The 19,135-nt window shown below is 40.7% G+C and carries 16 protein-coding genes; 10 read left to right on the plus strand and 6 right to left on the minus strand.

Annotated elements, in window-relative coordinates:
- The first annotated feature begins 93 nt into the window (after nucleotides 1-93).
- The 6 genes from CBS1_RS06325 to CBS1_RS06350 all read left to right on the plus strand — a co-directional run bounded on the left by CBS1_RS06325 (nucleotide 94) and on the right by CBS1_RS06350 (nucleotide 6,358).
- Nucleotides 94-2,091, plus strand: a complete 1,998-nt coding sequence (locus CBS1_RS06325) for a methyl-accepting chemotaxis protein (RefSeq protein ID WP_090221745.1) — start codon at nucleotides 94-96, stop codon at nucleotides 2,089-2,091.
- Between the two features lie 176 nt (nucleotides 2,092-2,267).
- The gene (locus CBS1_RS06330; RefSeq protein WP_090221746.1) at nucleotides 2,268-3,995 is read left to right on the plus strand and encodes an HD-GYP domain-containing protein; all 1,728 of its coding nucleotides are present in this window, start codon (nucleotides 2,268-2,270) and stop codon (nucleotides 3,993-3,995) included.
- 23 nt (nucleotides 3,996-4,018) lie between these two features.
- Nucleotides 4,019-4,603, plus strand: coding sequence for a hypothetical protein (locus tag CBS1_RS06335; protein WP_090221748.1), 585 nt, complete (start codon nucleotides 4,019-4,021; stop codon nucleotides 4,601-4,603).
- 36 nt (nucleotides 4,604-4,639) lie between these two features.
- On the plus strand, nucleotides 4,640-5,026 hold the full coding sequence (locus tag CBS1_RS06340; RefSeq protein ID WP_090221750.1) for a hypothetical protein: 387 nt from the start codon (nucleotides 4,640-4,642) through the stop codon (nucleotides 5,024-5,026).
- A gap of 23 nt (nucleotides 5,027-5,049) precedes the next feature.
- On the plus strand, nucleotides 5,050-5,916 hold the full coding sequence (locus CBS1_RS06345) for a DUF5685 family protein (RefSeq protein ID WP_090221752.1): 867 nt from the start codon (nucleotides 5,050-5,052) through the stop codon (nucleotides 5,914-5,916).
- Between the two features lie 127 nt (nucleotides 5,917-6,043).
- Nucleotides 6,044-6,358: a hypothetical protein gene (locus CBS1_RS06350; RefSeq protein ID WP_033192285.1), complete on the plus strand. Its 315-nt coding sequence runs from the start codon at nucleotides 6,044-6,046 to the stop codon at nucleotides 6,356-6,358.
- Nucleotides 6,359-6,445: 87 nt separating this feature from the next.
- Here the strand turns inward: CBS1_RS06350 and CBS1_RS06355 are convergent, their stop codons facing one another.
- The 6 genes from CBS1_RS06355 to pulA form a co-directional block, all read right to left on the minus strand.
- Nucleotides 6,446-8,038, minus strand: coding sequence for a tetratricopeptide repeat protein (locus tag CBS1_RS06355; protein ID WP_090221753.1), 1,593 nt, complete (start codon nucleotides 8,036-8,038; stop codon nucleotides 6,446-6,448).
- 19 nt (nucleotides 8,039-8,057) lie between these two features.
- Nucleotides 8,058-8,393, minus strand: coding sequence for a histidine triad nucleotide-binding protein (locus CBS1_RS06360; RefSeq protein WP_090221754.1), 336 nt, complete (start codon nucleotides 8,391-8,393; stop codon nucleotides 8,058-8,060).
- A gap of 21 nt (nucleotides 8,394-8,414) precedes the next feature.
- Nucleotides 8,415-9,689 carry a hypothetical protein gene (locus CBS1_RS06365; RefSeq protein ID WP_090221756.1) on the minus strand — a complete coding sequence of 425 codons (1,275 nt, stop codon included), beginning with the start codon at nucleotides 9,687-9,689 and terminating at the stop codon, nucleotides 8,415-8,417.
- Between the two features lie 29 nt (nucleotides 9,690-9,718).
- Nucleotides 9,719-12,457, minus strand: a complete 2,739-nt coding sequence (ileS, locus tag CBS1_RS06370) for an isoleucine--tRNA ligase (RefSeq protein ID WP_033192287.1) — start codon at nucleotides 12,455-12,457, stop codon at nucleotides 9,719-9,721.
- Between the two features lie 99 nt (nucleotides 12,458-12,556).
- The gene (locus CBS1_RS06375) at nucleotides 12,557-12,916 is read right to left on the minus strand and encodes a response regulator (protein ID WP_033192288.1); all 360 of its coding nucleotides are present in this window, start codon (nucleotides 12,914-12,916) and stop codon (nucleotides 12,557-12,559) included.
- 85 nt (nucleotides 12,917-13,001) lie between these two features.
- Entirely contained in the window at nucleotides 13,002-15,527 is a 2,526-nt protein-coding gene (gene pulA, locus CBS1_RS06380; RefSeq protein ID WP_164969289.1) for a type I pullulanase, read from the minus strand.
- Between the two features lie 255 nt (nucleotides 15,528-15,782).
- Between pulA and CBS1_RS06385 the strand changes: the two genes are divergently transcribed.
- From CBS1_RS06385 to pstB, 4 genes are read left to right on the plus strand one after another with little or no spacing between them, the layout of a single operon-like run.
- Entirely contained in the window at nucleotides 15,783-16,610 is an 828-nt protein-coding gene (locus tag CBS1_RS06385) for a phosphate ABC transporter substrate-binding protein (RefSeq protein ID WP_090221759.1), read from the plus strand.
- Between the two features lie 53 nt (nucleotides 16,611-16,663).
- Nucleotides 16,664-17,527 carry a PstC family ABC transporter permease gene (locus tag CBS1_RS06390; protein ID WP_090221761.1) on the plus strand — a complete coding sequence of 288 codons (864 nt, stop codon included), beginning with the start codon at nucleotides 16,664-16,666 and terminating at the stop codon, nucleotides 17,525-17,527.
- Nucleotides 17,524-18,363: a phosphate ABC transporter permease PstA gene (gene pstA, locus CBS1_RS06395; RefSeq protein WP_090221763.1), complete on the plus strand. Its 840-nt coding sequence runs from the start codon at nucleotides 17,524-17,526 to the stop codon at nucleotides 18,361-18,363. Before CBS1_RS06390 ends, pstA begins: the two co-directional genes overlap by 4 nt.
- Complete coding sequence (pstB, locus tag CBS1_RS06400) at nucleotides 18,360-19,118, plus strand: phosphate ABC transporter ATP-binding protein PstB (protein ID WP_033192290.1); 759 nt, start codon at nucleotides 18,360-18,362, stop codon at nucleotides 19,116-19,118. The genes pstA and pstB overlap by 4 nt, the downstream gene beginning before the upstream one ends.
- The last annotated feature ends 17 nt before the right edge of the window (nucleotides 19,119-19,135 follow it).

The following is a 19,135-nucleotide window of genomic DNA, read 5'->3' on the forward strand; positions in this document are numbered from 1 at the left end:
TCCCTTCGCCTGATATGTCTTAACTACATTTTACCTTCGATGTAAAACATTGTCAATTTTTCTGATTTATCATCGATTGCAGGAGGCTGGTTTATGAAGGTTATAAAGCTGAGGAACTTACCACTTTTACTTACGGTTATATTGACATGTGCTTTCATGGTTATGTATTTTGTGAACCAACACTTTTCGAATCAGATTATAAAAGGATGGTCGGAGAAGTATAACGAAGCGATTGTCAAGATTTTGAAAGAGAAAGTGGAGAGCAAGGTTCCGATTTTTTCGATACTAACAGAAATATTGCAAAACGATCCGAACTTGATAAATATTATACAAACAGACGATAAGGATTCGCTGCACTATTATCTGGAGTATACCTTTGATACTTATAAACAATACGGGCTTAGTATTCTGCAATTCAACAGACCTGATTTGAAGGTTTTTCTAAGGATGCACGATAAGGAAAAATCAAACGACAGCATAGCCGCCAGAAAGCTTGTAAATAAATTGATCCAAACAAAAGAGAAGGTTATGGGATATGAAATTGACCTATCTGGGTTGGGGTTAAGGTTACTCACTCCGCTCGTATCCGAAGATTTGGTTGCAATCCTCGAAGTTGGTGTTTTGGTTGATGAGAGGATACTTAGTGACCTTGAAGGAACCAATGAGTTGGTATTACTTTACGATGAGAAGGGTAAGCTTTACAAACCTAATTTTCTTAGGGTTGATAAGAGTGTTAAAATAGCGGATGAGGTAAATCTACAAAAGTTTATTAGAAATGAAAAGTACTACGAGATCAAAAACGGCCAGCTTTATATAGCTCACCATTTTAAAGATATAGACAACGAAACTATAGCGATTCTGCTATCGAAGTTGCCTCTCACAACCATAGTTGCTCAACAGACTAAGTTGGGTGTTGCAAATATCGTGCTTCAACTGACCTTGATAGGAATGGTGCTCACTTTAGTTGTTGTACTACTAAGAACTGTGGAAAGACAAGTATCCGTTGCGAAGGCATGTATGGCAAGAGTTGAAGACGGTGATCTAACGGTTGAATTTCCAACAACTGTGCAAAACGAAATCGGGATTTTGATAAGCCACATTTCTCAGGTGGTTGAAAAGATCAGGGATACGCTATCGAGTAGTTTAGATATCTTTGATGAGATTAACCATGCTATGAACAAAAGCACATCTTTCATTGAGCGGGTAGACGAGTTGATTCAAAGGGTTGATTCGGTTTCCGAGAGGGTGACTTTGATGTCCAACACCGTCTCTGCCTCAGTTGAGGGTACAAACATGCAAGTTAAAGAGGTTGTCGTTGCAGCTCAGAATGTAGCTAATAGTTCTAATGAGATTTCTTCACTTGCCAACCTAACATTCAGCAAAATAGAAGATTCAACAAAACTCATAGAGGACCTCGTTGGGAGAATTGAAGAGACAATAGATTCGGCAAAAGAGTCGATAGAAGTTACCAATCTGGTAATGAGTTATTCTTCTCGAATAGAAAGTATAGTTGGGACTATAAACGCTCTTGCAGAGCAGACCAATTTATTAGCGCTAAACGCGGCGATAGAAGCTGCAAGGGCTGGGGAAGCGGGAAGAGGCTTTGCGGTAGTAGCAGCTGAGATAAGAAAACTGGCAGAGGAAAGTAAGAAATCAACTATAGAGATACAGAGCATACTAAAGAATATCGAGAACGGGGTAAAGCAAGTTAACAAAGCTGTACTGAAGAGTGGAGAAGTGCTTGAGGCATCAAGAAGTAGTGTTAGGAACGTTAGAGAAGTTTTCGAGCGCATTTATGAGCTCACAGAACACATAAACTCCAAAGCTCAGGCACTTGCCGCAGCAAGTCAGCAGCAAAGTGCGGCAGCTGAGGGAATAAGTACCGCTATGGAGTTTGCAACAACCAGTGTCAATGAAATAATAAAAATGATGAACGAACTTGACGAAGAGATAAAAGAAGTTGTTAAAATTTTCCCTCATCTGCGCAAAGTTGATAGAAAGGTTAAAGAGACTGTACAAAACTTTTCGGAAGACTTGACGAAAAAATTCCGGCTGGGAAACGATGTCTTGGTTCAAGAGTTAGAATTTTAAAAATACAAAAAGTCGAAGAAGTGGAAAACTCACACTAAACGGTTATGTTAATACGAAATTGATGATTTGAGAGATGCAAAACTCTTTTTTAAAAAAGTTTGTGCTATAATTATTTAAAAAAATCTGTCACCTCTACGGTCGTCTTTTAGTTTAAGAGTGAGTAGGAGGTGAAGAGCATGAGTGAGAGCAAGAACAATAGTAAAGAAATTTTTTCGGAGATTAAATTCATAAGAATCAGCTTGTTGTTTCTAACCTTCTTCGTTTTGTTTGCTGAGGTTTTTCTGGGATATATGATTTATAAAAAACGAACAGAATACTTTCAAATAAAAGTGGTGTTCGATAAAATTAATTCAGTCGTCCTCGATCATTCAAAAGCCGAAGGTCTCATTGAGGTGATGGAACGCTACGGTTTTGAAACTTCTGAATTCATAAAAGCGATCAATTCAAACGATTCCCAGACTATAGCAAAGCAATTAAGAGACTTTACCTCATTTATGCGCGAGTATGAGGCAAAGAGTATGCAGGGTGGATTCAAGTTCTTTATGTGGGTTATAACCGTTATTCTTCTATCAATGTTTCTGATTCTTTTAAACTTTAAAGGTAAGTATTCTCGTATACAATCATTTTCGATGAAACTGTATGAAATATCAAGGAGGATTTCTGAATCTTTATATATCGAGAATATACCAACTATTCAGCCCGAGACATGCAAAGAAGAGTCAGTCTTAAATGCTATGATAAAGGAAGCCAACATGAGGAACGGGATAGTTAGTTATTTTAGAGAACTTCCATATGTTGATACAATTGAAGAATATATCAAACTCGTTGGTGAACAAGTTTGTAGCTTTTTTGAAGTGGAGAGGTTCTCACTTGCTTTGATATCAGATGATGAAGTGATTGCAGAAGAGGCGTACTTTTCAGAACCGGGACATAGAGCTTTTTTGCATAAAGGTTTCAGACAAAAGCTCGGTGAGACATCACTTGGGAAAATTGCGAAAGAAGGGCTTAAGTATCGTATCATCAACGATTTGAGAGCTGTTAATTCCAAGAGTGCAGAACTCATAGTCAAGGAAGGATTTTTGTCCAATTTAACAGTTCCAGCAGTTGTCGGTGGGGAAGTAATAGGGTTTTTCTTTTTGACATCGAAAGAGGTTAACCATTTTACTGAAGAAGACGGAAAGCTATTCCATATAATTTCTTTGATACTTTCACCTAAGTTGTTTTACGCATTGGCGATTCAGAACGTAGTGGCGAATTTTGGTGAATCCCTGGTAAATCTCTCAGAGTACAGAGACAACGAAACAGGCAATCACATTAGGAGGGTTTCAACTTATGCGAAAATATTAGCAGAGGCTATGAAGCTTGAGCCAAGGCTGGTCAGAGAAATATATCAGTTCGCTCCATTGCATGATATTGGGAAAATAGGTATACCTGACAGCATACTACTCAAACCAGGCAAGCTTGACGACGACGAATGGGAGGTTATGAAAACACACGTGATGATAGGTGTAAGAATTATCGAAGATTTTGTTGAGAACAGTCGGAAAATCATGTCTGGCAACTCGCTCAAGACGGCGATAAATTTGATTAGAGACCACCACGAGAAATGGGATGGAAGCGGGTATCCGTTTGGAAAGAAGGGAGAGGAGATAAGTATCGAAGGGAGGATACTGGCAGTTGCGGATGTGTTCGATGCTTTGACATCGAAAAGGCCGTACAAAAAGCCATTCTCGTTTGAGAAAGCGGTTGAGATAGTAAAAGAAGGTAGAGGGACGCATTTTGATCCAAGAGTAGTCGATGCGTTTGTTGAGAATATAGAAAAGATAAAGGCAATTTACAACGAGCTTAAAGACACTGAGAGTAACGAGATTTCCGAGCCAGACAAAGAAAAGGCAGGTAACTAAGCTGGATGGGTGATTGGTGAGTTATGGCTGATAGATTTAACAAAATAGAAAGTTCGAGAACAAATCGTAGCAAGAAGGTAGCTTTTCTTGGAATCTTTCTTGGGTTTCTTTTTGTTTTTCTTTACATCGGCAGTCTAACACCGAGTAAGTGGACTTTCCTTATCGTTGCGTCGTATTTGCTCTATGGCCCGTATTTGATATTCGATTCATTTTTTATGGGGCTTTTGGAAGTGTTTGGTTTAAATGTGTTGGCCTATTTGTTCATACCAAGAATTGGATATGTGACCACCTTTGCTTTCATGTCTTTCTACATTCCTATCAGATACCTTTTAGAAAGGCATGAAAAGGTACTTTCGTGGGTTGGCAAGTATGTGTATTTCAACTGTGCGTTTTTTATTTGGCTTTTTGTTCAAGGCGTCGTATTGGACATCGACATACTCTCACAGACAGCTCAAGCAATTCAAAAAGTTGTGATTATTGATGAAAAGCTTGTTATGTACGGCATAGTTATTTTCGCTAACGTGTTTTTTGCTGGCTATGAGATTCTGTTTGAAAAGGTTGTTTTGGAAATGAAGAAATGGATTGAAAAATTTCTCGATGTTAAATGATAGAGCGAAAATTCTCGTACCGTGGAGGTGTATTTTGTGCGAAGTATATATGAGATACTTAACATTCCAGAAGATGCAACACACAGTGAGGTTGAAAAGTTGTATAATGAATACCTTGAAAAGTACAATCCAAAAAGGTACGAAAACAGCCATTTAAAACCTATTGCAATTGCAAAGTACAATGAGCTTGTGGAAGCCTATAGCGAGTATTTGGAGAAAAGAAAGCTTGAACAACCTCTTGTAAACAATCCTTCGGTCGACAATTCAGAATTTTTAGGTCAACATGTTTTGAGGGGATATCGTCCTGGCTATTACCGAAGAAGTAGTGGTTGCTGCGATGACGTGTGTAGATGTATTGGATGCATGTGGGTTGGCGATACGTGTTGTGAATGTATGGGTGGAGATTGTATTTCATGTATGTGAGATTTTTTTAAGTAGGTGCTGGGATGTTTGGGTATGTAAGACCTGTTAAAGATGAGCTGAAAGTTAGAGAATTAAACGAATTTCGTGCTTTTTATTGTGGCGTGTGCACGAGTTTGCACAAAGCAAGATACCTTGCAAAATTCTTTTTAAGTTATGATTCTGTGTTCTTTGCACTGCTTTTGACTTCACTCAGGGGTAAGGAGTTAGAGTACAAGAGAAGGTTTTGCGGTATTGAGTTGAGAAATATCAGTTATTTTGAAGGTGAGGAAATACAACTTGCCGCAGGTAATTTTCTGTTGCTTTTGAAGTACAAACTTTTTGATGATGTTGAAGATGAAAGGAACTTTGCCAAAGCTCTGCTTTTGAAAGTTTTCAAGGATATTCCTCCAGTTCAACCTTCCGTGGAGTTTCGTCTCCAAGCTCTTCTGAAAGAGCTTAATGAATTGGAGAAAAGAAGAGAACCATCTATCGATAAAACTGCAGAGGTGTTTGGTGATATCGTGGCTTTGTTCTTTGAGAATTTCCAAGGCCTGCCTTCTGAACAAATAACTGTTTTGGTGCATTTGGCAAAGCATCTCGGAAAGTGGATATACGCGCTTGATGCGTTTGATGATCTGCGAAGAGATTTAAAGAAAGGGAACTACAATCCTTTCGTTACCCAGTATGGTTTTAGTTCAGGTATGGACGTTGAAGAATTTGTAGACAGCATAAGGCCAGAGGTTAGGAAATATCTTTTCAGAGTTTTGGATGAAGTTATCCTTGCCTATAATTTGCTTGAGTTGAAAACGTACAAGGGAATTTTGGACAATATAGTCTATCTAGGACTGTTTGATGAAACAGAACGTGTTCTAAGTGGAAGAAAGACATGTGGAAAGGTTCATAGAGCTTGATTTTCCTTAATTCTTTCTTTTGCTATGTTGTTTCATACTTTAAAAATATGGACAAATATGTTAAAATATTTAGGTCGTTTGAAAATAAAAGCGCTTGAAACTTGCTCAGCTTTAGGAGGTTTTTTGCATGATAAGATGGAACCTTTATTCTTTTGGAGAGTTTATCCCACATTGGTATAAGTGGGAAGACGGGACGAAGTTTGTAGCTGTTTATGGAACGTACGAAATCGGAGATTGGGTCTTCCAGGATTCAAAACTGGAGATTGAATTAATCGAAGTACCTGATGAAATCAGAGATATGAGGGAAATATATGAATTCCCATGGGAAAGGTTCAAGATACTACCAACAGAAAAGACGGTAGTCGTTAGTCAAGGGAATTTGGAAGATATCGCGGAAACCGAATTCGAAAAATTCGTTTTGGGACTACATGAGCAAAATTGAGATTCATTTTCAATGAAAGCTGAGGGTGATATCACCAAAAAAGCGGGCGTACATCTGCCCGCTTTTTGTTTTACTGTAGTGGTCTAATTATTTTCCTGTCGTGATTTCCATGAAGAATTTTGTAGTCTTTCTGAGTATTTCATCCTCAATTTGCTCTATTTCTTCATTTGACGGTTGGTATCCGACCGCTTTGAATAGGTTGATTGCGAATGTTTCATAGTCGGCACAATCGACATCGAAGAAGTCGTCTAAGGGAGACTCAAGTAGTGAAGTCAGCCTTGTTGAGAATAGGAAGTGGATTTCTTCAATTTCACCACGTATATCTTCGATGATGTGGTCTATGTTCTTGTCACCAGATAGTATGTGTTGGTACAATCTCAATATCGCTGTTGAACATGCAAGGGGTAGCCCTGCGCCCATTGTTAATAGTGTGAGTTTGGTGGTGTTTTTCTCCATGATTATTGGATCTGTGCCTGCGATGTACATTCCAGCTAAGATATATGGGAAGTTTTTCGTATCCGCAACGGTAACGTCTTTTAAGATCGGCTCTGTTTTAGTTAATCCCAAAAAGTCTTCAACGATGAGTTCTCCATCATCGTTGGTGGATTGTACGATAGTTTCGAGGGCATCTTGAAATGGGAATTCTATTTTTTCCACGAGCTCTTCAGATCCTTTCATTTCATTTTCAAACTCATCGTCGTATTTTCTCTTGCCTACGAAGAACTGGATTCTCTCAAAATTTTCGCGAAAATCGTCCTGTACTTTCTCAAAAGTTTGGTAAGCTTCCTCGTAAAGTCCCAACCTGCGCTGGAGTATGCCCAGTTCGTTTAGCACTTCTGGTGTTTCGTACTGTTTGGAAAGTTCGAGCAATAGTCCGTAAGCTTGAAAGTGTTTTCCAAGTCTTGTTAAAGTGTAGGCAAGGTTATACATGATCTCGGGTTTTTTGGCAATTTCGAGGCCTTTTTTGAAAATCTCTTCGGCTTTTTCGTACTGCTGACGGAGGTTATAAACAACTCCAAGTCTCAAGTAAGCTTCGGGCATTGGTTCGAATTTTATCCCTTCAGCAGATAATTCGCTTGATTCAAGTTTTTGCACTATAGAGCGGTATATAACTTCTGCATCGCTTAGTTGTCCCAGCTCCATGTAGATGTCCCCGATTTTCAAAAGCGGGAGCAAGAAATTTGGGTCTGTTTGATACGCTTTTGTGTAAGCTTCCATCGCTTCATCGTAATCCTTTTTGGCAAAGAGCACATTGCCAAGTTCATAGTAAGCAAGTGAAAAGTTTGGATTCAGAGCTAACGATTGTTTGAATTCAATTTCTGCAAGCTCATAATTTCCAAGTTTAGCTTGCAAGATGGCATTGTAAAAATAATAGCGGTAGTCTTCCTGAAGGTCTCGAGCTCTTTTTAGAACCTGCTGTGCCTCGTCGAATTTGCCTTCGTTGATAAGTATTTTGAATTTTTCATAAAGAAAGTAAAGTAAATAGGATTTCCAGTATTCACTCTTTTCTATCGAATATTGCTCTTCAAGCCCTCTTAGTATCACATCGATTGGGATGCTGTTTTGATCTGTTATGAGCAACAGGTCCTCAGCAAGAACGGGTAACTTCACTGGTAAGTTCAGCCTTTTTGCGACTTCCGGTTTAATGGGAAGGTACACTATCGCCTTTATTTTCTCCACCTCGCTTTTTGAAAGCTAATTATCCAAGAGGTCCCAGTTTCCTTCCACCGATTATGTGGAAGTGTATGTGGTGCACTTCCTGGCCGGCATCTTTACCGTTGTTTTGAACGATTCTGTAACTTTCCAAACCATTTATTTTCGTCACCGTCTTAATTACTTCAAATAATTTCCACATCTTTTGGCTGTCTTCCAGAGAAAGCTCACTAACTGTTGGAACATGCTTCTTGTAGATAGCCAACAAGTGAACGGGTGCCACAGGCCTTATGTCTTTGATGACTATGAAATCGTCATCTTCGTATACTTTTTCTGAAGGTATCTCTCCGTTTAAGATCTTACAAAATACACAATCAGCCATATCCAGCCCCCCTCGAACGAATCATTCTTCTGAGATTTTTACAACTTTCTTTACGTTGCTCTCAATTTGATAGTATTTCCCATTTCCGACATTTAATTGGTCGATGGTTGTTTTAAAAAGGTAAAGCACAGCGTAGTTTTCAACTTTTGCACTTTTTAAGGAAGAGCTTTTGAATTTCAACACGCTACCTTTCGATGTATTTAATGTTGATACTTTCGATGATACGAGTGATACGGAAGATAAGTCAGAAACTAAGAGTTTATCGAACTGTGAGTTGTAGGAAATTACTTTGGAGAGAAGTCCCACATTAAAAATGTTCGCAGCTGAATTGTTTATCACGACATGGCCACAGTTCTGGATTTGAAGTTCGTCGATTGTGGAGTCAATAATGTAGACAGCGTATGCGCCGTTGATCGAAACTTTACTAAGCGATGTTTTTCTAATTACTACGAAGTTCGTTAAGTTAGCATCAATGCTCCTGAAGTTCGAAGCATCTACAAAAATCAGAGCCCCTCTATCTGAAGTTATGTCCATCTCAGGACCGATAGCGCTAATGTATGCAGAACCATTTTCAGAAACATTCAACCTTCCGCTTCCAAGAAAACTCACAAGACCAGTTGTGACTAACGTACCTTTGATGTTTAGTTCTGCGTTGAGTGCGCTTATCACTGTGACACCGGATTCTAATATAAGGGCACTTTTTTCTGGGAGCACAGTCTTGCTGATTATCCTGTAAGGTGACTTGGACGAAAGTAGGAACTTTCTGCCAGAGATGTTTGTAATCGGGTTCTGTGAGTCGAGTATGTCGAGTTTTTCGAGTGTTGGAGGTACAAATGCCACATCAGCGACGTTACCGAATTCATCACTGGCAACAGCAAGATAAAACTTGTCGGAAAGTTTGATCTCGTTAGATCTACTTAGCGGTTTTAGGGCTCTTACGTTCGGATCAAGGAAAGTGACCGTGCTGTCAAAAACGTACGTATAAACTTCTGTTAAGCCGTTCAAACGTAGTTGGTCAGGCACTGTCTTTACCTCTACAGTGAATTTCTGTCCGTTATATGTGATATTTCTCTTACCATCTTCCAGAAGCATTCCGTCGATAAACTTAAATGGATAGTTTTTACCATCGACTTTGATTTCACCAGTTAGTTCTATCCGTTCAATCCCCAGTCTTGTAGGAATAACAGTCCCGGCGATCGATGTGACCACCGGGAGTATTAATAGCATAAGCGCTATTAAAGATATTGAAGTACTTAGACCAAACACATGGGTGTGCAAAGTTTTGATTCTCTTCATCTTATCATCTCTTCTGCCCTTTTTAAATTTTATATCCTTTCACCTCTGAGCACAGCGGAGCATCGTGGACACGTTTCTGGGTGCTGCTCATCTTTTCCAGTGTCTGGATGGTATTTCCAGCAGCGTTGACATTTTTGGCCTTCTGCTCTCTGAACCATTACATTTGCAAACTGGCCATTCAGTCCTGAGACGTTATCAGATAGTGTTACTTTTGAAACTATGAAGAATTCTTCAAGTAAAGGTTCGTACTTTTTGAGCAGAGCCTTTAGCTCATCGTTCTTCGCTTCGATAATTACGTGTGCATCAAGCGAGTGGCCTATCACATCCGACGACCTGGCGCTTTCAAGTGCTTTCAGTACGTCATCGCGTATGAGTAGTAAGTGGTTGAGCTCCTCAAGAAGGTTCTCATCAATAAATTCTTTCCTAAACTCTGGCCAGTATTCAAGGTGCACACTTTCGTATTTCTTCAAGTGACTTTCTTGATAAGCCTCTTCCGCTGTGAAAGGAATGATGGGCGCAAGAATCTTTATCAGTGCTTCAAGTATGTAGTGCAAGACGGTCTGCGCGGACCTTCTGTATATCGAATCTTTTGCCTCTACGTATAGTCTGTCTTTGAGTATGTCCAGATAGATTGCGCTTAGCTCTGTTGTACAGTATTTGACGGTTGCGTTGTAGACTTTGGAGTATTCGAATTCGTCGTAGTATTGCGTTACTTGTTCAATGAATTTCTGGAGTCTGCCAAGTGCCCACTTGTCTAGTGGGAGCAGTTTTTCATACGGTAGTAAATCAGCCTCTGTGAAGTCGTACAAATTACTGAGTAGGTATCTGATCGTGTTTCGCAACTTCCTGTAAACTTCAACCTGCTGTTCGATAATGTTCTTTCCAACTCTGATGTTATCGAAAAAGTCCGTACTCGCAACCCACAATCTCAGTATATCTGCACCGTACTTGTTCACTATCTCCATAGGGTCTATTACATTACCCAGTGATTTACTCATTTTTCTGCCTTGTTCGTCTTTGATGAATCCGTGAGTTACAACCGCTTTGAATGGTGCTGTTCCCGCCTTTGCAGTTGAAAGGAATATCGAGCTCTGGAACCAACCCCTGTGCTGGTCATCGCCTTCAAGGTAAAGGTCAACGGGGAACTTTTCACCTTTTGAGCGTATCACTGCTTCCCAAGAGCATCCAGAATCGATCCAGACATCCAGTGTATCGTGAGTTTTTTCAAAATTTTTGCTCTTGCATGATGGACAATGGAAATCTGCAGGAACCAGTTCGTTGACATCGAGCTCAAACCATGCATCTGTTCCTTTTTCTTTAACTATGTTCGCAAAATGTTCGATTACTTTTGGATCAAGTATTACTTCGCCGCAGTCCTTACACTTGACCGCTGGAATGGGCACACCCCAGACTCTCTGACGGGAGATAGTCCAATCTGGCCTTTCTTGCACCATAGCTGTGATACGATTTTCGCCCCATGAAGGATACCACTTAACCTTCTTAATCTCTTCCAGCACCTTGCCACGAAGGTTATTCTTATCAACTGAGATGAACCACTGAGGCGTTGCGCGGAACATAACTGGTCCTTTACAGCGCCAGCAGTGTGGGTAGCTGTGGCTGATCTTTCCCACTTTTATCAAAGCACCGTTGTTTTTCAAATCATCTACTATGACTTTGTTAGCATCCCATATTTTCAAACCTTCGTATTTGCCTGCTTCTTTTGTGAACCTTCCCTCATCATCTACGGGTGAAAGCACGGGAAGGTTGTATTTTAAGCCCGTTTGGTAGTCCTCTTCACCATGTCCCGGTGCCGTGTGGACACAACCAGTACCGTCTTCGAGTGTCACGTAATCTGCAAGAACGATAACCGAAGTTCTGTCGTAAAGCGGGTGCTTTGTGAGTCTTCCTTCAAGCTTTTTTCCTACAAATTTTTCAACGATTTCAAAATCAACGCCCACATCTGCAGCGAATTTCTGGAGAAGTCCTTCGGCAACTATCCAGTATTCTCCGTCGACCTTTATTTTGACGTACGTATAATCCGGATGGAGTGCAATGGCAACGTTTGCGGGAATAGTCCAAGGTGTTGTAGTCCAGATAACAACAAAAGTATTTGGCTCGTCAATTATCTGGAATTTCACGTAAATTGATGGTGACTCGTGGTCGTGGTATTCTATCTCCGCTTCTGCAAGTGCGGTTCTACATGTTGGACACCAATAAACAGGTTTGTTACCACGGTAGACATTTCCGTTTTCTACCAGTGTTTTGAACACATCAAGGATGTGATATTCATAATCTGGGTCAAGCGTTATGTAAGGATGTTCCCAGTCACCTTTAACACCAAGCCTCTTGAATTCTTCTCTTTGAATGTCGACGTATTTCAGTGCAAATTCCTTACATAGTTTTCTAATCTCAACCGGTGTTTTGTTCTTTGCTTCTTCACCAAGCGAAGTTGTAACCCTGTGTTCAATGGGCAATCCATGAGTATCCCAGCCCGGAACGTACGGTACCCGATAGCCGCGCATCGTCTTGTATCTTGTAACGAAATCTTTTAGGACCTTATTCATGGCGGTTCCAAGGTGGATATCTCCGTTTGCGTACGGAGGACCATCGTGGAGTAAGTACGTTGGTGCACCTTCTCTTGTTTCTAATGTTTTCTTGTAAATCTCTTTCTCTTCCCAGAACCTCAGCATCTCTGGTTCCTTGTTCACAAGGTTTGCTTTCATCTGAAAGTTCGTTTGCGGCAGGTTCAATGTAGCTTTATAGTCCAATTTGAGCACCTCCTATGACCAATCTATCGATTTTCACCGATTACACAATACAAAAAAAGGGGTGATGCCCACCCCTTTTTTAAAAGGTGTGGGCATCATTCACATGTTAATTAAACGGCTAATTACTTCTTTTAGTTCTGTTAAATCCGATGACTTTACGATGTAGGCATCTGCAGCCCAAGAGGCCATGTCACTTTTGTAATGTGAATACGCTGTCAATAAAACGAGTTTCGCTTCACGCCTTATTTCTCTTAACTTACCTGCAAGTTCCAATCCGTTCATGCTACCGGGCATTTCTATGTCGATAGTAACAAGGTCGTAGGGCTTTTCGGAGAATTTCTTTAGTGCTTCATCAGCATTTTCTGCCTCATCTACTTCGTAACCTGCGTCCATTAATTCTTCAGCTATCAAAAGTCTCATGTTTGGTTCGTCTTCAACAACAAGAATTCTTTTGGGCATAATTCTACCCCCTTTCTCGGGGATATTATACCACAAGCATTGTTAATATTTCAACTCACTTTTGACAAACTTAGATTAATTCTTGTTAATGTGCCTTGTACATCACCATAGCGGATATCGAACCAACGTCTATCTTGCCACTAACTTGATACAGTACATTGTTCCCTGCTTTGCGCTTGTCCACAACAACATTCCATGTGCCTTCAGGAAGCGTGAATTGTTGGTCCTTTGTATCACCGTTGTAGATCACGAGTATCTCTTTCCATGGGTCGTTTTCGTCTTTGATTATAAACGCTACCATCTTCCTTGGAGCAGGCAAGAACGTGATTTTCTTTCTTATGTCTTCAGCTGTTCTCTGTCTGAACGCAATGTGTGATTTTCTCATTTCGATGAGCCCTTTGTAATAATTGAAGACATCAATAAATTCTGCCTTTCTCGCGTAATCAAAGCCGTTGATTGATATTGGTGAACTATATGAGTTTTCATCGAATTTCTTCGTTCTTGCGAAGTCTTGACCGCCGTGCAAGAATGTTACGCCTTGAGATGTAAGAAGTATAGCACCTGCGAGCTTTTGTGCATCTTTAAGCATTTCTTCTGTCCATTTCACAGTTGTATCGGCCTGTGCTGCTAAATAATTCTTGTCCCAAAGTGTATGGTTGTCGTGGCATTCGACGTAATTTATCGTTTCTTGCGGGTCTTTTGCAAAGCTTTTGATAATTTCATCGTATTCGATGCTGCCCACAACGCCACGCTTTACACCAGTTTCTTTTGCAAGAGCGCCCATGAGGAAACCTTTCACTGTTGCGTTGAAAACGGAACCGCGCAGTGCATCCCTGAATTCGTCGTTGAACGCTGCGATACCTGTTCCTCCAACGTCCGCTTTTCCGAACCTGACGGGTGCACCCCAACCGCCCCAAGGTTCACCATACAGAAGAACAGTCGGTTCTATCTTTTCAAGCTCTGATTTTATTGCAAGCATTGTTGTTTTATCCATCAAGCCCATTTGGTCGAACCTAAAGCCATCAACTTTGTATTCTGTGACCCACCATTTCAATGTATCGATTATGTATTTTCTCATCATCGGTCTTTCGCTTGCAATAACGTTTCCACAACCGCTTTCGTTCAAATACGCACCCGTTTTATCGATCCTGTAGAAGTAGTACGGAACAGCTTGATCGAATGGGGACATCACACCAACGCCCCAAGTGTGCGGGAAGACCATGTCAAGGATTACCCTTATGCCGTTTTCGTGGAGTGCCTTTACCATCTGCTTCACTTCAATTATCCTCGTATAAGGATTGATTGGATCTGTTGAATATCGACCTTCTGGTACAGTAAACAGGTACGGGTCGTAGCCCCAGTTGTAGCTCTTTTCGAAGTCCTTGTCAGCTTCATCACCTGTCCAGAAGTCGAACATCGGCAGGATGTGGACATGTGTGACACCGAGTTCAACAAGGTGATCAAGTCCTGTGGTTACTCCATTGGGACCCCTTGTGCCTTTTTCAGTAAGGCCCAAGTACGTTGCTTTGTTCTTAACTCCAGAATTATCGAGCCCTGTTATATCTGCGATGTGGATTTCGTAAATTATCGCATCTTCTGGTGCTGCCAAAGGTGGTCTTGCGACCTTTTCCCAATCTTGCGGATTTGTTTTGCTGAAGTCGATTATTGCACTCTTAGCTGAATTCTTAGTGACCGCTTTTGAGAAGTAGTCAACGGCTTCTCTGTATTCTCCGTAGCTGAAGTACCTAATTTTGTAGAACCAACCATCCCAGTTACCTTCAAGAACAACTTCCCATGCCCCATTTCCTATGTATTTCATCGGAACAACTTTCGTTGGTTCTTTGTCATCCCAGTTCTTGTAAAGCAACAAATCAACAGTCTTTGAAACAGGTGACCAAACTCTGATCGTTGTCTTTGTAGGTGTGTATTCGAAACCAAGAGGTCCATCGTAGTAGATTTTATCGAGTATCTCCATCATCACGACTCTTGCAGCCTTGTAACCTTCGATTTCTACTTGCACATCTTTGTTGACATCTTCGAGTTTGATAGGTTCTGCAAGCACAACCTTGACGTGGTTTGTTTTTGAAATATCGGTAGGATTAGCCTTCTCAACGCGTGCGATCTTGAGAGGTTTCCCATCTACCGTTACTTTTGCACCTACTTTTGTTGTGTCCACTTGGCCTGTTAAGTATGCTTCGATCGTATTTTGGTCTCTTGCCTGTGCAAAGAGAACCCTTGGACTTGTGTCTGGTTTTGTTGTGTAAATCTGTTCAATTCCTTGCAAGAGCCACACCTCCGCCTTTCCGTCTTTGATTGTTATAAACCTATCCATTGCAACGTCTTTTTCTTTCCACTCTCCAAGTCTAACTATAATTCCTACTTTCGTCAATGTTTCTTGGAATTTTACCTTTGCCACCACTCCGAAATCGTCTCTTTCGGTGAATTGGTAAGCGGCTCCATCTTTTGAGATAGGTTCTACCCACCAAATCCACAAGTTCCAACCGTCGTAGTTACCGTCCCATCTGTGGTAATGGATGATGAGCTCTGTTTCAGCAAAACCTACTGACAATGAAAGCAAAACAAGAAAAATCACAGAAAGTTTTTTCAGCATACCTATCCTTGAATCTTTGAACATAGCCGCGCACCTCCCTAAGTAGGGTTTTTAATCTGATAAGAAAACGCCAAGATCCATAACCGAAAGTATTATACATGATTATATGATTATTTTCTACCTATTCTTGGAACTATTTCCAGAAGAATCGGTTATGGCAATGTGCGTTCTTAAAAATTCTTAATATACCAAAAATCTTCCTTAATTAATTGCTGAGAAAATTAGAGCGAACTTTAAAAATTGGAGGTGTTATGTATGAGAAAGTTCTTCTTAACTGTATTACTTGTTTCGCTCTTTGCGGTATTTGGTTTTTCAAACACGTTAGTTATCAAAGGTTCAAACACACTCCTTGACGTTGCACAGTTGTGGGTTGAAGAATTCAGCAAAATGAATCCCGGTATCAAGATCACACTTGAAGGTGCTGGAAGTTCAACAGGAATTGCAGCACTCTTCAACGGGACGACAGACATAGCAAATTCTAGCAGATGGCTTAAAGACTCCGAAGTTCAGAAGATGCTTGAATTGAAAAAATGGTTTGCTCCAGTTCTTGTTGCATGGGACGGTATTGCGATTGTTGTTCACAAGAACTTACCTATTAATAACATCACCATCGACCAGTTAAGGGATATCTACACTGGTAAGATCACAAGGTGGAATCAGTTGAATCCTAACTTGCCAAACGCTGAAATAGTCCCATTCTCAAGAAACACTGCATCAGGAACATTTGAAGTCTTTAAAGAAAAAGTCCTCGGCGATGAAAAAATGTCACCAAGAGTTAGAATGCTTGAATCATCGATGGCAGAACTTGAGACCGTTGCAAAGACACCTTACTCAATTGCTTACTTTGGAGTGGGGTATGTTGATCAGAGCGTTAAAGTAATCTCTGTGAACGGAGTAATGCCAACAAAACAAAATATCCTCTCTTACAAGTATCCACTCTCAAGACCATTGTTCGTCTTTGTGGATGTAACGAAGGGATGGCCAGAAGAAGGACCAATTGCCGATTTCCTGAGGTTCATAGTATCAAAGAGAGGTCAGGAACTTGTAGAAAAGGCAGGATTTGTTGCAGCTCTTGGTCAGTAAGAATTGCTAAAATAAGACCGTTTTGAAGATTTGTTGAGGAAAGGGGATGCGATGTGCACAGAGAGATAAAGGACAAGACGCGTAAAGCATTGATGGGAATATCTTCAATTACAGCGATCGCTGCTCTCTTTGGGATATATTACTACCTTGTGAAAGAATCTTTACCAGCTATCCGCTCCGTTGGAGCGGAGCTCTTTTTGTCTGATCAATGGTACCCGGTATGGGAGCCTGCAGAATTTGGAATGCGCGCACTTATCATCAATTCAATCATTGTAACCGCTTTAGGAACACTTATTGTTGTACCTATAGCGTACTTTATGGCAATATATTTGCACGGATTTGCTTCTAAGAAGGAAAAGTCTGTGATAAGGCGATTAATCGAGTACCTTTCTGGTATTCCATCGGTGATCATTGCTTTCGTATTCTTGACCTATCTAAGCCCAGTTTTCCCTAAATTGGGTATATACTCACCGCAGAACTTGCTACTTGCACTGATAGGATTGTTCTTTTTAACGATACCGATAAGCACGGTTTTGATATTGGAGTCTTTGGATAATGTTCCAAGGGAATTGGAGGAAGCAAGTGCAGCACTTGGGGCATTGCCGTTGAAAACATATACGAGAATTACAACAAAGGCGGCCTTACCTGGTGTTTTGAATGCTATCGTTCTTACAGCTAACCGAATCGTTGGTGAAACTATCGTCGTGCTGCTTCTTGGTGGTGGAGCTGCGATGGTACCCAGAAAATTGACCGACCCGATGAAGACGTTAACGGCTGCTATAGCGAGCGAAATGCCCGAGGCAGCAAGGTTCTCTTTGCACTACAGTGCGTTGTTCTTCGCTGGATTAGTTTTGATAATCTTTTCAACGATATTTGAACTAACCTCTGTTGCGCTGCTAAGGAGGAGTCGCAAATGAGCCCTGATAAAAAGAAACTCAGATCAAAGGTCTCAGAAAACAAGAAGGCACGTATTGTTTTAAGAACACTGACGTACGTAATTTCGGTTCTTATCGTTCTTGTCTTCTTACTAGCGTTCGTTCCAGGTTTTAAATACTGGTCTTGGGAGTTCTTCTCTCAATTTCCTAAAAACCAGATGACGGATGGTGGGATATTCCCAGCGATTTTGGGTTCGGTACTGTTGACAGCTGTATCGTTGGTGGTTGCCGTTCCACTGGGAGTATTACTTGGTATTGTGCTATCTGAATACAATTTAACCTACATAAAATTCGCGGTGACGGTCCTAAGTGGTGTTCCATCGATCGTGTACGGACTTTTCGGATTGGGGTTGTTCTGCATAACCATGAATATGCGCACTTCGATACTTGCAGGTGCGTTGACTTTATCACTTATGGTTCTACCCGTTATTTCGTCTTCGGTTTACGAAGTTATGCAATCCATACCAAGAGAGCTCAGAGAAGCTGCGTATGCTCTTGGTGCGAGAAAGAGTGAAGTAATATTCGACATGTTGGTTCCTTCTGTAAGAAACAGTATTTTAACTGTATCGTTCGTGAGTGCCGGTCGTGTTATTGGTGAAACCGCACCGTTGATCTTAACTGCTGCGGTTTTCTATTCACCACAGCTACCGAGAAATTTACTTTCCCCTGTTATGACACTACCAACACACGTATATTACTTGGCTGCTGCGTACGGCAGTAAAGCACGCTGGATGGCGGAAGGTACATCGTCTGTTTTGATACTATTCGTGATACTTGTTTATACAATAGCATTCATGTTCAGGAGGGAAAAGAAATGACAGATTATGTAATTGAAGTGAGGAATTTCAACGCATACTACGGTGAAAAACTTGCAGTTAAAGATGCTAATTTGAAAGTTCAAAAAAATAAGATCACAGCTATCATGGGGCCATCGGGTTGCGGTAAGTCAACGTTGTTAAGAAGCATGAACAGGATAAACGACTTGATTCCAGAATTTAAAGTTCAAGGTGAAATACTCTTTCACGATAAGAACATATATGATCCCGAGGTTGATGTTTACACACTAAGAAGAAGGATAGGAATGGTCTTTCAAAAGCCAACACCGTTCCCTATGTCCATCTTTGAAAATATCGCGTACGGTTTGAGATTGATAGGTGTTACGGATAGAAGGGAGTTAAAAGAAAAGGTAAGGACCGCACTTGAGATGGCTGCATTGTGGGACGAGGTCAAAGATGACCTTGAAAAGAGCGCGTTAAAATTATCAGGTGGTCAGCAGCAAAGACTTTGTATAGCAAGAACCATTGCAATTGAGCCAGAAGTGATACTCTTTGATGAACCAACAAGTGCCCTTGATCCCGTTGCCACGCAAAAAATAGAAGCTTTGATTGAAGAATTAGCAGAGAAATTTACAATTGTGATCGTTACGCACAACATAGGACAAGCTTCAAGAATTTCAGATTACGTCGTTTTCATGTACCGTGGAGAGATAATTGAACAAAACGAAACCTCAAAACTGCTAACAAATCCGCAAAACGAAATCACACAGCAGTTCTTAAGTGGTAAAATAGGATAATGGAAAGTACAAAATAG

Origin of the sequence: Fervidobacterium changbaicum (assembly GCF_004117075.1) — a bacterium.
In the GTDB taxonomy this organism is placed as follows: Bacteria; Thermotogota; Thermotogae; order Thermotogales; family Fervidobacteriaceae; genus Fervidobacterium; species Fervidobacterium islandicum.